The 13,707-nt window shown below is 66.8% G+C and carries 12 protein-coding genes; 8 read left to right on the top strand and 4 right to left on the bottom strand.

The window, feature by feature from the left end:
• Nucleotide 1: 1 nt before the first annotated feature.
• The 3 genes from B3K53_RS04175 to B3K53_RS04165 are packed head-to-tail and all read right to left on the bottom strand — an operon-like array spanning nucleotide 2 to nucleotide 3,220.
• Nucleotides 2-814 (bottom strand): TrmH family RNA methyltransferase, encoded by an 813-nt coding sequence (locus B3K53_RS04175; RefSeq protein ID WP_292082837.1) that lies wholly within the window; start codon nucleotides 812-814, stop codon nucleotides 2-4.
• Nucleotide 815: 1 nt separating this feature from the next.
• The gene (locus B3K53_RS04170; protein ID WP_292082836.1) at nucleotides 816-1,712 is read right to left on the bottom strand and encodes a class I SAM-dependent methyltransferase; all 897 of its coding nucleotides are present in this window, start codon (nucleotides 1,710-1,712) and stop codon (nucleotides 816-818) included.
• Between the two features lie 17 nt (nucleotides 1,713-1,729).
• The gene (locus B3K53_RS04165) at nucleotides 1,730-3,220 is read right to left on the bottom strand and encodes a glycosyltransferase family 2 protein (protein ID WP_292082835.1); all 1,491 of its coding nucleotides are present in this window, start codon (nucleotides 3,218-3,220) and stop codon (nucleotides 1,730-1,732) included.
• A gap of 28 nt (nucleotides 3,221-3,248) precedes the next feature.
• Between B3K53_RS04165 and B3K53_RS04160 the strand changes: the two genes are divergently transcribed.
• The 4 genes from B3K53_RS04160 to B3K53_RS04145 are packed head-to-tail and all read left to right on the top strand — an operon-like array spanning nucleotide 3,249 to nucleotide 6,425.
• Nucleotides 3,249-3,893 carry a TetR/AcrR family transcriptional regulator gene (locus B3K53_RS04160; RefSeq protein WP_292082834.1) on the top strand — a complete coding sequence of 215 codons (645 nt, stop codon included), beginning with the start codon at nucleotides 3,249-3,251 and terminating at the stop codon, nucleotides 3,891-3,893.
• Nucleotides 3,894-3,925: 32 nt separating this feature from the next.
• Complete coding sequence (locus B3K53_RS04155) at nucleotides 3,926-4,684, top strand: ABC transporter substrate-binding protein (protein WP_292082832.1); 759 nt, start codon at nucleotides 3,926-3,928, stop codon at nucleotides 4,682-4,684.
• On the top strand, nucleotides 4,681-5,670 hold the full coding sequence (locus tag B3K53_RS04150) for a FecCD family ABC transporter permease (RefSeq protein WP_292082831.1): 990 nt from the start codon (nucleotides 4,681-4,683) through the stop codon (nucleotides 5,668-5,670). Before B3K53_RS04155 ends, B3K53_RS04150 begins: the two co-directional genes overlap by 4 nt.
• Nucleotides 5,667-6,425 carry an ABC transporter ATP-binding protein gene (locus tag B3K53_RS04145; protein ID WP_292082830.1) on the top strand — a complete coding sequence of 253 codons (759 nt, stop codon included), beginning with the start codon at nucleotides 5,667-5,669 and terminating at the stop codon, nucleotides 6,423-6,425. Before B3K53_RS04150 ends, B3K53_RS04145 begins: the two co-directional genes overlap by 4 nt.
• Here B3K53_RS04145 and B3K53_RS04140 read toward each other — a convergent pair.
• Nucleotides 6,422-8,452 carry a lytic transglycosylase domain-containing protein gene (locus tag B3K53_RS04140; protein WP_292082829.1) on the bottom strand — a complete coding sequence of 677 codons (2,031 nt, stop codon included), beginning with the start codon at nucleotides 8,450-8,452 and terminating at the stop codon, nucleotides 6,422-6,424. The two genes, B3K53_RS04145 and B3K53_RS04140, sit on opposite strands and share 4 nt — an antisense overlap.
• A 119-nt stretch (nucleotides 8,453-8,571) precedes the next feature.
• On the opposite strand from B3K53_RS04140, the gene dapA reads away from it, so the two are divergent.
• The 4 genes from dapA (at nucleotide 8,572) to prfB (ending at nucleotide 13,656) form a co-directional block, all read left to right on the top strand.
• The gene (gene dapA / locus B3K53_RS04135) at nucleotides 8,572-9,456 is read left to right on the top strand and encodes a 4-hydroxy-tetrahydrodipicolinate synthase (protein ID WP_292082828.1); all 885 of its coding nucleotides are present in this window, start codon (nucleotides 8,572-8,574) and stop codon (nucleotides 9,454-9,456) included.
• Nucleotides 9,456-9,923 carry an SsrA-binding protein SmpB gene (gene smpB, locus B3K53_RS04130; RefSeq protein ID WP_105563368.1) on the top strand — a complete coding sequence of 156 codons (468 nt, stop codon included), beginning with the start codon at nucleotides 9,456-9,458 and terminating at the stop codon, nucleotides 9,921-9,923. The genes dapA and smpB overlap by 1 nt, the downstream gene beginning before the upstream one ends.
• Before the next feature lie 103 nt (nucleotides 9,924-10,026).
• Entirely contained in the window at nucleotides 10,027-12,411 is a 2,385-nt protein-coding gene (locus tag B3K53_RS04125; RefSeq protein WP_292083366.1) for a penicillin-binding protein 1A, read from the top strand.
• Between the two features lie 128 nt (nucleotides 12,412-12,539).
• Nucleotides 12,540-13,656, top strand: a protein-coding gene (prfB, locus tag B3K53_RS04120; RefSeq protein ID WP_292082827.1) for a peptide chain release factor 2 whose coding sequence is annotated in 2 segments (ribosomal slippage) — nucleotides 12,540-12,608 and nucleotides 12,610-13,656 — 1,116 coding nt in all. Because the reading frame shifts where the segments join, the coding sequence is not laid out codon by codon here.
• The last annotated feature ends 51 nt before the right edge of the window (nucleotides 13,657-13,707 follow it).

The raw sequence follows: 13,707 nt of genomic DNA, 5'->3' as shown, positions 1-13,707 counted from the left end.
CCTAGATGTCTGTGCCGTAGGCTGCATCAGTCACGGCATAGACCATGATGCCGGTGGCGATAGCCAGGTTCAGGCTGTCGGCCCGGCCGCGCATGGGAATCTTGACGTTCAGGTCACAGGCGGCGGCCAGTTCATCGGTCAGCCCGGCCTGTTCGTTGCCCATCATGATCAGGGCCGGATGCCGGACGGGGCTGTCGCGATAGCCGTGTTTCGCATCCAGACGGGTGCCGATGACGCTGCCCGGCCACTTGGCGCGCCAGGCCAGGAATTCCCCACGCGTCGCCTTGCTGATGGAGACGGCGAAGACCGAGCCCATGGTGGCGCGCACGGCCTCGACCGAGAAGGGATCGACACAGTCGCCGATCAGGATGACCCCGCCGCAGCCGGCGGAATCCGCCGTGCGGATGATGGTGCCGAGGTTGCCCGGATCGCGCACCTGCTCCAGCGCCACCCAGCAGGGCTTGGCCTCGGGCTGGATGGCGTCCAGCGGCGTATAGACCTGCTCGAACACGCCCAGCACGGTCTGAGGATTGTCGCGACGGCTGATCTTTTCGAGGATGGCGTGGGTGACGACGATGATCTGACCGCCGGCCTTGATGGTCTCGGCCTTGGCGCGATCCAGCAGGGGGTGAGGGCGAGCTTCGTCGCCGACCAGCAGCATGACCGGAGCGCGGCCCTGATCCAGGGCTTCGCCGACGAATTTCAGACCCTCGGCCAGGAAGCGGCCGGTCAGGTCGCGTTCCTTGCGCATGTGCAGGGCGCGGATCGACTTGATGGTGTCGTTGGTCAGGGAGGTGATGACGCGCTCGACCATGTCAGGCGCTCCAGCGCGCGAAGAAGGACAGGCCGATGGAACGGGCGCTCGGACCGTCTTCGGACAGGGCTAGTTCTCCCCAGTCGATGCGCCCGCCGCGATCATGGGTCGCCTCAGCCATCATGTGGGCCAGCGATAGGCCGGAAATCCGCGCCGCATAGGCGTTCAGCAGCAGGAAGGAGGCGTCGTCGGACAACAAGGACGCGCAGTCCTTCAGCAGATCCGGCATGTCCTCGAACAGACGCCAGACCTCGCCATTGGCGCCGCGACCATATTTGGGCGGGTCCAGGATGATGCCGTCGTACTTGCTGCCGCGACGGACCTCGCGCGCCACGAACTTGCGGGCGTCCTCGACGATCCAGCGGATCGGTCGGTCGGACAGACCCGACAGCTCGGCGTTCTCACGGGCATAGGCGACCGACTTCTTGGAGGCGTCGACGTGGGTGACGTGAGCGCCCGCCGCCGAACAGGCCAGGCTGGCCACGCCGGTGTAGCCGAACAGGTTCAGGATCCTGGGTTGCTGCAGGGTGCGAACGCGCGCGTCCAGCCAATCCCAGTTGGCCGCCTGCTCGGGGAAGAAGGCCAGGTGGCGGAAGGGGGTGAAGCGCCCCATGAAACGCACGTCGCGCCATTTCAGGGGAAAGGCGTCGATCGGGCCGTGCTGGTCGAAGCGCCAGCGGCCGGAATCCTCTTCCTCCTGCTGCGGGTCGAACATGGCGTTGGCCTGCTCGAAGGCGGTTTCGTGGTGGGCCTTCCAGAAACATTGAGGCTCGGGGCGAACGACGGTGTAGCGGCCATACCGCTCCAGCTTGCGACCGTCGCCGCTGTCGATCAGGGCGTAGTCCGACCAGCCTCGCGTGACGAGGGTTTCGGGCGTGGAGGAGAGAACGGGAGCCATGTGCGGCTGATAGGCGCTCAGGCCGCTGCTCGTCCAGCACCCACGGCGTCATTGATGTCTTCGATGGGCGCGACGTCGGGAGAGTGGGGAGTTTTGTCCCATCGGTGAGGTTCAGTGACGAGCCGAAAGGCTGCATGAACGAACGCCAGACTCAGCAGGCACCAGTAGGCAGGCGACGCGGCCATTTCCCTTAATCCGTAGCGAACGCCGGCGCGGCGCGCTCCCGTCAGCTTGGCCAGCCATGCTGTCGCCACACCGGCTATCAGCACGCTCATTCCCAATGGAGGTGCAGGCGGAAGCTGGCCGCTGACAATCGACGCCAGCGCCACGACGCCGATCCATGCGAAAGAAGCGGCATGGATGGCGGCAGAGGCGCAGCCTGCGCCAAGGGTCAGGCCCAGGGCGGACCAGCCACGCCATCCCATTCCGCCCAGGCTGCGAGTATGAACCGCCAGTGTCTGCAGATGTCCCTTTAGCCAGCGCGTACGTTGGGGCAACCAGAGCCGCAAGGCGCCGGGCGGCGTTTCATATGTCGGACGCTCCAGCATCCCCATGCGTCCTCCGGAACGCCAGATACGGAAGCCGAGGTCGGCGTCTTCCGTCACGTTCCAGGCATCCCAACCGCCGAGAGTGCGAAGAGCGGAGGCGCGGAAATGATTGCTGGTCCCTCCAAGCGGAAACGGCAGACCCAAGGCCGCCATGGCTGGCAGGGTCACCTCAAAAAGCGCGGCGTACTCCGCTGCGAACTGTACATCCAGGAAGGGCGATGCGCTTTTACGTTTGTCGCGTCGCTGAATGCGCAGCGGCGCCTGAAGACATACCAGGTCGTTTTCTTCGACCGCGAAACGAGCGGCGGCCTCTCGAAGCTGGAGAGGGTCCGGGTCGTCCTCGGCGTCATAGATTGTCACCAGATCGCCGCTTGCGACTGACAGGGCGAAGTTCAACGCGCGGGGCTTTGTGTTCGGCGAGCCTGGCGGAACGATCAGCACCTTCAACCAATCTGGGCGCTCGGTCGCCAAGGCAGCGGCGATAGTGACGCTGTCGTCGGCCTCCAGAGCAAGGAAACCCTCAAGACGGTCTTCGGGGTAATCTATCCGGCCAAGACGCTCGACCAGTTGGGGCAAGACGGCCGCTTCGTCATAGAGAGCCGCGATGATTGTATACCGAGGCCAAATGGCAGGAGCAGGATGCTGGGGGCTCGAGGGAAGCCGTGTCAGCAATGTCATGAGCCGCCAGCCGGCGACGCTCAGAAAGCCGAGTTGTATGGCGATCAGGATCAGGGGCGCGATGTAGGGTGACAGGAATAAGCTGGCGACTACCCCTGCCGTCGAGCCCGAAAAAACAATGAGTTGAGCGCGCGTTACTGTGGTCCGCGCAGCGCATGCCGTGTGGTTGGCTTTTCCTTGAACTTGTCTGTTGCGCATGGGCGAAGTCCCCCGACCCGCTGCAAATGCGAATTTGTTAAGATCATTGTTCTTTGAGTGCAAGCGATTGGCGGACTCAGCCATTCCGGCTATTCAAGCGGGGATCCCAGCCATGGAGTCTGGATTGCCCGGTTCATTGCTCCCCACGCCCCGATCAGCGCGCAAGCCCAAGGGTGAAGGCTATGCGCGACGCGCGGAAATCCTGGCTGCGGCGGAGCGCATTTTTGTCGAGCATGGTTATGAGGGGGCGACTATCCGCAAAATTGCGGATGAGGTCGGCTTGTCATCGACGGCGCTCTACATGCACTTCCCTGACAAGGCCGCGATCCTGCACGAAATTTGTCGCGGCGCCTTCGAGACTCTGATCGCGACCCATGAAGGGATCACGGCGGAACCGGCGCCTGCCGATGTTCGGTTACGGAGGATGATCGAAGGGTATGTGCGCTTCGGCTTCGACAACCCGAACGCTTATCGCCTGACCTATCTCACTCGGCCGGTTGAGGCGCGCGAGGGCGCCGAGACGGTGGCGCAGGAGACGGGCTTCGAACTGTTTCGATCCTTTACGTCTGTGGTGGAGGAGGCGGTGGCCACCGGGCGAATGAAGGGCGATCCGCGCGCCATCGCCCAGGTGATCTGGGCCAGCGGGCACGGCATTGTTTCCCTTATGATCACCAAGCCCTATTTTGATTGGGTGGATCGCGATGAGCTGGTCCGCGTCCAGATGGACGCTCTGTTCGCGGGGCTGCTCCAATCGTGATTCAGACGCGCGCCGTCCTCATGGGACTGGTGATGTTGTTGCCCGGTGTCGCTGAGGCGCGGCCGTTGCGAGTGCTGTCGCTGGACCAGTGCGCGGATCAGTATGTGCTGGCCTTGGCGCCCGAGGCGACGCTGGCCTTGTCGTCGCGGGCGGACGACCCGGATTCCTGGATGCGGCAGGCGGCGCGGGGACGCCCGCGAGTTCGACCGACGCTGGAGGCGGTCATCGGCTTTCAGCCCGACGTGGCGGTCCGCTACTGGGGCGGCGAGCCGCGTCTTCTGGCGGCGCTGGAAAAGCGCGGGACGCGTGTGCTGGCCATCAATGACGCGACCGACATGGACGGCGTTCGCGAGAACCTGAGGGCTGTCTCGCACGGCTTGGGACAGGAAGCGCGGGGCGCGGCCCTGATCGCCCATATGGATCGGCGACTGGTCCAGGCGGCGGGCGCGGGGCGGGGCCGAGAGGCCGTCTATGTCACGCCCGGCGGCTACACCACCGGATCGGGGTCGCTGATCGATGCCATCTTGAAGGCGGCGGGGTTCCGCAACGGCGTGACCGGATCGGGCTATCAGCCGCTGGGGATCGAGAAGATCGCCCTGAGCCCGCCGGTCCTGTTCGTGCGGGGCTTCTTCCAGCAATGGCGGGCGGACTGGCGTGGCCCGGGACGGCATCCAGTGGTGGCGCGCGCGGCCAAGGGACGGACGGTGGCTGATTTGCCGGCTTCGACGCTGAGCTGTCCGGCCTGGTTCGCGGCTGACGCGGCGGCTTTGCTGGCGGAGGCCGCGCGATGAACAGACATTTGGGCCTGAACCTAGGATTGTCGGCGGCCACCCTGCTGGCATTGGTCGGGGCGGTGTTGCTGGGAGAGACGACGCTGTCGGCCGCCCAGTATGGGCAGGCCCTGGTCGATCCCGCCTCGGGACCGGGCGAGGTGCTGTGGCAGGTGCGGGCGCCGCGCGCGGTCTGCGCCCTGATGGTCGGGGCGGCGCTGGGGCTGGCGGGGGCGGTGCTGCAAGGCCTGTTGCGGAACCCGCTGGCGGACCCGGGCGTGCTGGGCGTGTCGGCCACGGCGGCGCTGGGCGCGGCGGGGGCCATCGTGCTGGGAGCGGCGGCCATTCCCGGACTGGTCGAGGGCGCGGCCCTGATCGGGGCGGCGCTGGCGGGGCTGCTGCTGGTCGCCATCGCCGCCAGGGTGCGAGCGCCCGAGGCGCTGATCCTGTTCGGGGTGGCGCTGTCGAGTTTTGCGGGCGCCCTAACGGCCCTGATCTTCAACCTGTCGCCGTCGCCGATCGCCTCGGCAGAGGTGATGAACTGGCTGCTGGGTTCGGTACAGAACCGCAGCTGGATCGACGTTGCTTGGGTCGCGCCGGCGCTGGTCGTGGCTGCTCTCTTTGCTGCGCAGGCGTCGCCGGGCCTACGGATGCTGACGCTCGGCGAGGAGGCGGCGCGGGCCTCAGGCCTGTCGATGGGGCGGATGCGGGTTCTGGCCCTGATCGCCTCGGCGGTCGCGGCGGGGGCGGCGGTGGCTGTGGCCGGGGTGATCGGTTTCGTCGGTCTCGCGGCGCCGCATCTGGTGCGGGCGGCCGTCCGCGGCGATCCGGGACGGCTGCTGCTGCCTTCTGCGCTGACCGGTGGGTTGATCTTGGTGCTGGCCGATCTGGCGGCGCGGCTGACGCCGACGGATCAGGAACTGAAGCTGGGCGTGTTCACGGCCCTGGTCGGGGCCCCGCTGTTCGCCCTGATCGCATGGCGCGCGGCGCGGGAGTGGCGGCTGTGAGCGCCTTGCTGGAACTGGACGGCGTTGTTGCGCGCATGGGTGCGGCGACGGTGCTGAACGGGGTCAGCCTGTCGGTGGCGGCAGGCGAACTGGTGGCCCTGTGCGGCCCGAACGGGGCGGGCAAGTCCAGCGCCATTCGGGCGGGCCTGGGCCTGACGCCCTTGCAAGCCGGCGTGGCCAAGCTGGGCGGTGAAGATGTGCGCCGGCTATCCGAGCGGGAGCGCGCGGCGCGGGCGGCCTATCTGCCGCAGGAACGGCATATCGCCTGGAATCTGCCGGCCCTTGAGGTGGCGGCGCTGGGCGCGCCTTTCCTGTCGGGGGATGCGGCTCTCGAACGGGCGCGCGCGGCGCTGGACGAAGTCGGGGCTGGGCATCTGGCCGAACGCGGAGTGGCCGAGATGTCGGGGGGCGAGCGGGCGCGAGTCCTGCTGGCGCGGGCCCTGGTGGTTCAAGCCCCGCTGTTGCTGGCGGACGAGCCGATCGCCGGGCTGGACCCGGATGCGCAGCTTCTGGTGCTGGAGCGTCTGCGGGCGCGAGCCGATGCGGGCGGAGGGGTGCTGGTCAGCCTGCACGACCTGACGCTGGCGACGCGGATCGCGGATCGTGTGGTGGTGCTGGAGGCGGGACGGGTGGTCGCGGATGCGGCGCCGGTCGAGGCTCTGTCGCCAGCGGTGCTGCGCGCGGCCTTCCATCTGGACGGGGTCTGGATCGAGGCGCCGGACGGGCCGCTGCTGGCGGCCCGTCGTTTGGCTTAAGGCTGGTAGGCGCGCGGGCCGCTGTTGGGCGGCGTGCCGCGCGCCAGGTCGGCGGAGGGCGTCAGCGGGGCGGAACCGCCGTTCAGGCGGGCGCGATAGACCTGCATGTTCTCCATCACCCGCATCATGTAGTTGCGCGTCTCGGTGAAGGGGGCGCACTCGATGAAGTCGATGGGGTCCACCTGTTGGCTGCGGGGGTCGCCGCAACGGGCCACCCACTGCGGCGGGCGGGCGGGACCGGCGTTGTAGCCGACCGTGGCCAGGAGCGGCGAACCGCCGAAGTTGTTGATCAGCTCGCCGAGGTGATAGCTGCCCAGGCGCATGTTGGCGTCCGGGTCCCACAGCTGTTCGGACGAGAAGCCGATGCCCATGCGGCGGGCCACGCCCTGACCGGTGGCGGGCAGAAGCTGCATCATGCCGCGCGCGTCGGCGTGCGAACGGGCCAGGGGATCGAAGCTGGATTCCTGACGGGTGATGGCCAGGGTGAACTCCAGCGGCGCGGCGCCCGAGGTCTGGGGCGGCATTCGAACGGGATACATACGCTCGGGCATGACGAAGCCGCGCTGGCTGGCGGCGCGGCCCACCATCATGGAACCGAACTGGTCGCCGTAACCCTGCATCAGGTCGAACAACTGGGTCAGGTCGTAGGGCGAGGGGAGGGTGTCGTCGAGGTGATAGGCGAAGACCCGCAGCAGGGTCTTTTCGCCCGCCGCGCCCAGGATGCGGGTGGCCCGCACGACCTCATTGCCCTCGAAGCGGTTGACGTCCTCGGGCGTAGGGGCGGGTTCGCCCGGCAGGGTCAGGGTGGTGATTCCGGCCTTTTCGGCGGCGAGTTGGCCGTAGAAGGTCTGCCAGTGCTCGGCGCCCGCCTTGTACCAGGCTTGCGCGCCCGCGCGGTCGCCTCGCGCCTCGGCGGCGCGACCCAGCCAGTAGAGGGCGCGGCCCTGGGTGATCGGGGTTGAGGAGCTATTGCGCAGAATTTCGAAATGCTGGGCGGCGGCGGCCGGATCGTTCAGCTTGGTCAGGGCGACCCAGCCGGCGAAGAACTCGGCGTCCACCTTGCGCTCGCCCGACGGGAAGCCGTGGCCGTTCATGGCGGCGTAGGCGGCGCGGGCATTGCCCTGTTGAAGAGCGTCCAGGAAGTAGTTGCGGCGCTCGCTCCACAGGGTGTCCTGGCCTTCCTTGTGCGAGGGCGCGGCCGGCAGGGCGGACAGGAGTGGGAAGGCCTCGGACTGACGACCAGCCGAGCGCAGCAGGCGGACGCGCTCCAGCACCACGGCCGGGTCGTTGGCGACGGCGGGGCTGAAGCCCGCGACGAGGGCGTCGGGCGAATAGGCGGTGCGCAAGGCCATGGCGGCGCTGGCGACGGCCTGGCGGTCGGAGGGCACCATGGCGGTCATGGCGCGGGTCGCCGGGCCGTGCGGGCCAAGCAACAGCATGTTCAGGCGCGCGACGTGGTCGTCGGTATTGAACCATCCGCCCCAGCGGTTGGCGATGACGGATTGTTGCGCTTCCTCGAAGGAGCGGTTGCGCCACCAGTCGCGGATCAAGGCCTGGGCCTCGCGACGCTGTCCCTTTTGCTCCAGTGCGCCAGCCAGGGCGATGGCGCCCTCGGCGGTCGTGGGCTCGGAGCCGTTGAAGAAGGCGATGACCGCGTCGGGCGAGGCGTTGGCCAGGTTCAGCGCGCGTTCGCCCGCGGCCCGGCGCGAATCACCCCGCGGCCAGTTGGCGAGGTCGGTCTGGGCCCGGGCCAGGTCGGTGTAGGAAAGCTGCTTATCCGAGGTGTCGACCAGAGCCCATTCGACCAGCTTCTTCGCCGTGGGATCGGAAATGCGGCTCATGATCGACTGCGTGCCGATTACGTCGCGGGCGCGAGCCGAGGCCAGGCCTTGCTGGAACAAGGCCATGTCCTGGCCGCTGATGACGCCATTCTGGCTGGAGGCGTAAGGCGCTGGCGTGCTGTTCAGCACGTCCTGGGTTGGCGGAGTCAGAATCGCCAAAGCGGCGGCCACGGTCGTCGCGATCATCAGATGTCTGATCCTCATTCATCACTGGTTGCGGCCGAGCGGCGAGCAACCTACGCTCCCTGCCTCTTCAAAAGGGTGGCACGCCGCCGCCCGAAACACCGCGCAGGTAACTTGTTTCAATGACCGCCCCCTTGTTCAAGGGCGTGATCACCGCCTTGATCACACCTCTTCGTGACGGAAACGTGGACGAAGGGGCTTTTGAAAAACTCCTGGAACGTCAGATCGCCGCTGGCGTCCACGGCGTCGTCCCGGTCGGAACGACCGGCGAAAGCGCTACCCTGAAGATGGACGAGCACAAGCGTGTCATCGAGCAGTGCGTCCAGATCGCGGCGGGCCGTGTGCGCGTCATCGCCGGCGCCGGATCGAACGCCACGCATGAGGCCATCGAGCTGTCGGCCTGCGCCAAGGAGGTCGGCGCCGACGCGACCCTGGTGGTGACGCCCTATTACAACAAGCCTTCACAGGAAGGCATGATCGCCCACTTCGAGGCGATCTCCGACGCCGTGCAGATTCCCATGGTTCTGTACAACGTGCCCAGCCGTTGCGGCGTCGATCTGTCCAACGAGGCGGTCGCTCATCTGGCGAAAAATCCGAACATCGTCGGCATCAAGGACGCCACAGGCGACATATCGCGGGTCAGCTGGATGCGCCGCCATATCGATGGTCCGTTCGACCTGATCAGCGGCGATGACACCACCTGGCTGGGCTATGCCGCGAGCGGCGGCGTGGGCGTGATCTCGGTCACGTCCAATGTCGCGCCGGAAGCCATGGTGGCCATGTATGACGCGGTCTCGGCCGGCGACTTCGCCACGGCGCGGGCCTGGCAGGACCGTCTGATCGACCTGCACAAAGGGTTGTTCCTCGATAATTCGCCGTCCCCGGCCAAGTACGCCCTGGCCAAGCTGGGCCTGTGCAGCGAAGAAGTCCGCCTGCCGCTGTCCCTGACCCGTGACGCCGTGAAGCCCGCCATTGATCGAGCCATGGCGGAGGCCGGAGTCGCCTGATGGCTGCTGATGCGCCCAAGAAGGTGATCGCCGAGAACCGGCGCGCGCGCTTCGACTACTTCCTTGAGGATTACATCGAGGCCGGGATCCAGCTGCTGGGCACCGAGATCAAGGCGCTGCGCGACGGTCGGGCCAATATCGCTGAAAGCTATGCAGCGGTGGAGGGGCGCGAGATCGTTCTGATCAACTCGGACATTCCGCCCTACAAGCAGGCCAACCGGTTCAACCACGAGCCGCGCCGCCACCGGAAGCTGCTGCTGCACCGCAAGCAGATCGACAAGCTGATCGGCGCCGTCCAGCGCGATGGGCGGACCATCATTCCGGTGCGCCTCTACCTGAACGAAAAGGGCAAGGCCAAGCTCGAGATCGCCCTGGCCAAGGGCAAGAAGCTGCACGACAAGCGCGAGGCCTCGGCCGAGCGCGACTGGCAGCGCGACAAGGCTCGCCTGCTGCGCGACAAGGGCTGAGTTTGCGGTTCCGCTTTGCGGCGCGGCCGACGCGCGATAAACGACAATTCCTGGGGCGCGTCTTGCGGAGTTCACGGTGAAGATAGCCGAACGCTGGTTCGTGATGGCGGGCGTCGCCTTGCTAGCGGGTATCGCCGTGGCCGGTCTGGTCGTGGCCATCTATGCGGCCTGGGTCCTTCACGACATGCCGGATGCGTCGGAGCTGGCGGATTACCGTCCGGCGACAGCGACGCGCGTCTTCGCCGGCGACGGTACCCTGATCGGCGAGTTCTCGGACGAGCGGCGCATCTACGTCACCTATGAACAGGTGCCGGAACAGGTGATCCATGCCTTCCTGGCGGCCGAAGACAGCCACTTCTTCCAGCACGGCGGCATCGACGTGTCCGGCATCGGCCGGGCCATGTTCAAGAATGTTTTCAATGTCCTGTCTGGGCGGCGCCTCGAAGGTGGTTCGACCATCACCCAGCAGGTGGCCAAGAACGTCCTGCTGACCAACGAATCCAGCCTGAACCGCAAGCTGAAAGAGGCCATCCTCTCCAGCCGCCTGGAAGCGACGCTGACCAAGGAACAGATCCTCGAGCTCTATCTCAACGAGATTTACCTGGGCTATCGCTCCTATGGCGTGGCTTCGGCCGCCTATAACTATTTCGGCAAGTCGCTGAATCAGCTGACGCCGGACGAGGCGGCCTTCCTTGCGGCCCTGCCCAAAGGTCCGAACAACTATAATCCGAAACGCCACCCTGAGGCCGCCAAGGGCCGGCGCGACTGGGTTCTGGGCGAGATGGCCGACAACAGGTGGCTGACCCAGGAGGAGCTGGCCGCCGCCCTGGCCCGTCCGCTGAATACCCGCGCCGCACCACGCCGCGCCGAATACGCCGACGCAGACTTCTTCGTCGAGGAAGCCCGCCGCCGCGCCATCGGTCTGTTCGGGCAGGAAGAGGTCAACCGCGGCGGCTACTACATGCGCACGACGCTGGACCCGCAGCTGCAGTCCGCGGCACGCGAAGCCTTGATGAACGGGCTCGAGAATTATGACCGTCGCCATGGCTGGCGCGGCGCCTGGGGCACGACCGACTTCGCCGAAGGCTGGCAGGCCGAGGCGCTGAAGAAGAACACGCCGCCCGAGCGCCGCACTTGGCAGGCCGCCGCTGTCGAAAACGTCGTCGGCAATAATGTTCGCGTCCGCACGGCCAAGGACGACCGAACGGGCTCGCTGATCGTTTCCGACGCGGCCTGGGCCAACGCCAATAGACCTCTAAAGCGCGGCGATCTGATCTTCGTCGAACCGCGCGGCGGCCAGTTCGCCCTGAAGCAGGTGCCGGCGGTGAACGGCGCCCTGGTGGCCATCGAGCCCCAGTCCGGTCGCGTCCTGGCTATGGTCGGGGGCTATTCCTACGCATTGTCCAGCTTCAACCGCGCGACCCAGGCGCGTCGTCAGCCGGGCTCGGCCTACAAGCCCTTCGTCTATGCGGCGGCGCTGGAGGGGGACTTCACGCCGGCCTCGATCGTCCTGGATGCGCCGATCAGCTTCCCCGGCGGCGCCAACGGCGGCCGCTGGACGCCCGAGAACTATAGCCGTCAGTACTATGGCCCGCAGACCCTGCGTCGCGGTCTGGAGCTGTCGCGCAACGTGATGACCGTGCGCCTGGCCCAGGCGGTCGGCATGAAGAACATCGTCGACCTGTCCAAGAAGATGGGCGTGGTCGATGATATGTCGCCGAACCTCGCGATGTCGCTGGGGGCGGGGGAGACGACGCCCTATCGCATCACCGCCGCCTACGCCGCCTTCGTCAATGGCGGTCGCCGGGTCGATCCCTATCTGATCGAAATGGTGCAGGATCGGAACGGTCAGACCATTCACCGGGCCGACCGTCGTCAGTGCCGCGACTGCAGCCGCGGCTTTAGCGGCCAGGAATCGCCGCGCCTGCCTGATCGCGGGACGCAGGTCATCGACCCGATCACCGCCTATCAGGTCAGTTCCATGCTGGAAGGCGTCATCCAGCGCGGTACTGGCGCCAGCGCGCGCGGATTGGGTCCCTGGGTCGGCGGCAAGACCGGCACCACCAACGAGTATCGTTCGGCCTGGTTCGTCGGCTTTTCCAGCGACATCGTGGTCGGCGTCTTCGTCGGCTTCGACGACAACCGCTCGCTGGGCGGCGGCGAGGCCGGCGCGGCGACCGCCGTGCCGATCTTCACCGACTTCATGCAGGTCGCCCTGAAGGAACGGCCGGCGCGGCCCTTCGTCCGACCCAAGAACGCCGTCTTCCGCACGGTCAACGGCATTGAGGAAGCCTTCCGTCCCGGTACCGAGCGTCAGATCCGCGAGGAGGCCCCACGTCCCGTTCAGCCGGTCGGACCACAGAACTATTACGACGTGATCCGCCGCGAACAGGAGGCCGCGCAAGCCCCGGCGACGCCGCCGCCCGCAGCCGTCGCGCCGCCGCCGCCGAAGAAGCAGCCGGCAGAGGACTTGAGCGGACTCTACTGAGGCTCTAGTTAGACCTACCAACCGGCGCGCCTGTCCGCAGGCGCGCCGTTTATTTTGTTGCTTTCCCTATCGGTCCGCACGCGATGCGGCCCTGCTTGAGGGAAGGCGTTCGTTCGCAGGAGTTTGCGATGAGACCGGATGTCGAGGCCATGAAGGCCGACATCGAGCAGAGCGTCGCTCTGCTCAGGAGGCGACTTTGACTGGGATGTCGCTCTAAGAAAGCTCGATGAGCTGAATGCACGGGTCGAGGATCCGACCCTGTGGGACAACCCGGAACAGGCTCAGGCTGTCAGCCGCGATCGCTCGCGCCTGGAAGCCCAGATCAACAGCGTCCGTGCGCTGGAGACTGATCTGGAAGAAGGCGTCATGCTGGCCGACATGGCCGATGAGGAAGGCGATGAAGCCACCCTCGAAGACGCCCGCGAACAACTGCGCGGCGTCAAGGATCGCGCCGCCCGCGCCGAGCTGGAAGCCCTGCTGTCCGGCGAGGCCGACGGCAACGACGCCTATCTGGAAGTGAACTCCGGCGCCGGCGGCACCGAGTCCAACGACTGGGCGGGCATGTTGCTGCGCATGTACACGCGCTGGGCCAAGGCCCACGGCTATGAGGTCACGATCGAGGCGCACGAAGAGGGCGAACAGGCCGGGGTCAAGTCGGCCACCGTCCTGATCGAAGGCCCCAACGCCTATGGCTGGCTGAAGTCGGAGTCGGGCGTGCACCGTCTGGTCCGCATCAGCCCCTATGATGCGGCGGCCAAGCGGCACACCAGCTTCGCCTCGATCGGGGTGTCGCCGGTCGTGGACGACACCATCGAGATCGACATCAACCCGTCCGACGTGCGCACCGACACCTATCGCGCGTCCGGCGCTGGCGGTCAGCACATCAACAAGACGGACTCGGCCGTTCGCCTGACCCACGTTCCGACCAATACCGTCGTGGCGTGTCAGGCCGGACGTTCTCAGCACCAGAACCGCGACATGGCGTGGAAGATGCTGCGCGCCCGCCTGTACGAGCTGGAACTGCAGAAGCGTGAGGCGGCCGCCCAGGCCCTGGCTGACGCCAAGACCGACATCGGCTGGGGTCACCAGATCCGATCCTACGTCCTGCAGCCCTATCAGATGGTCAAGGACCTGCGCACCGAGGTCGAAACCTCGGACACGCAGGGGGTTCTGGACGGCGATCTGGACCAGTTCATGGGCGCGGCCCTGGCGGCCCGGGTCGGCGAGACCCGCGACGGGAACTAAAAAAAGGGGCGGCCCGCCGGCCGCCCCTTTTCATTTGCGCGAAGCGCCGGA

This window comes from Brevundimonas sp. UBA7506, assembly GCF_002479495.1.
Taxonomy (GTDB): Bacteria; Pseudomonadota; Alphaproteobacteria; order Caulobacterales; family Caulobacteraceae; genus Brevundimonas.
This window is presented reverse-complemented; position numbering and strand designations above follow the sequence as displayed.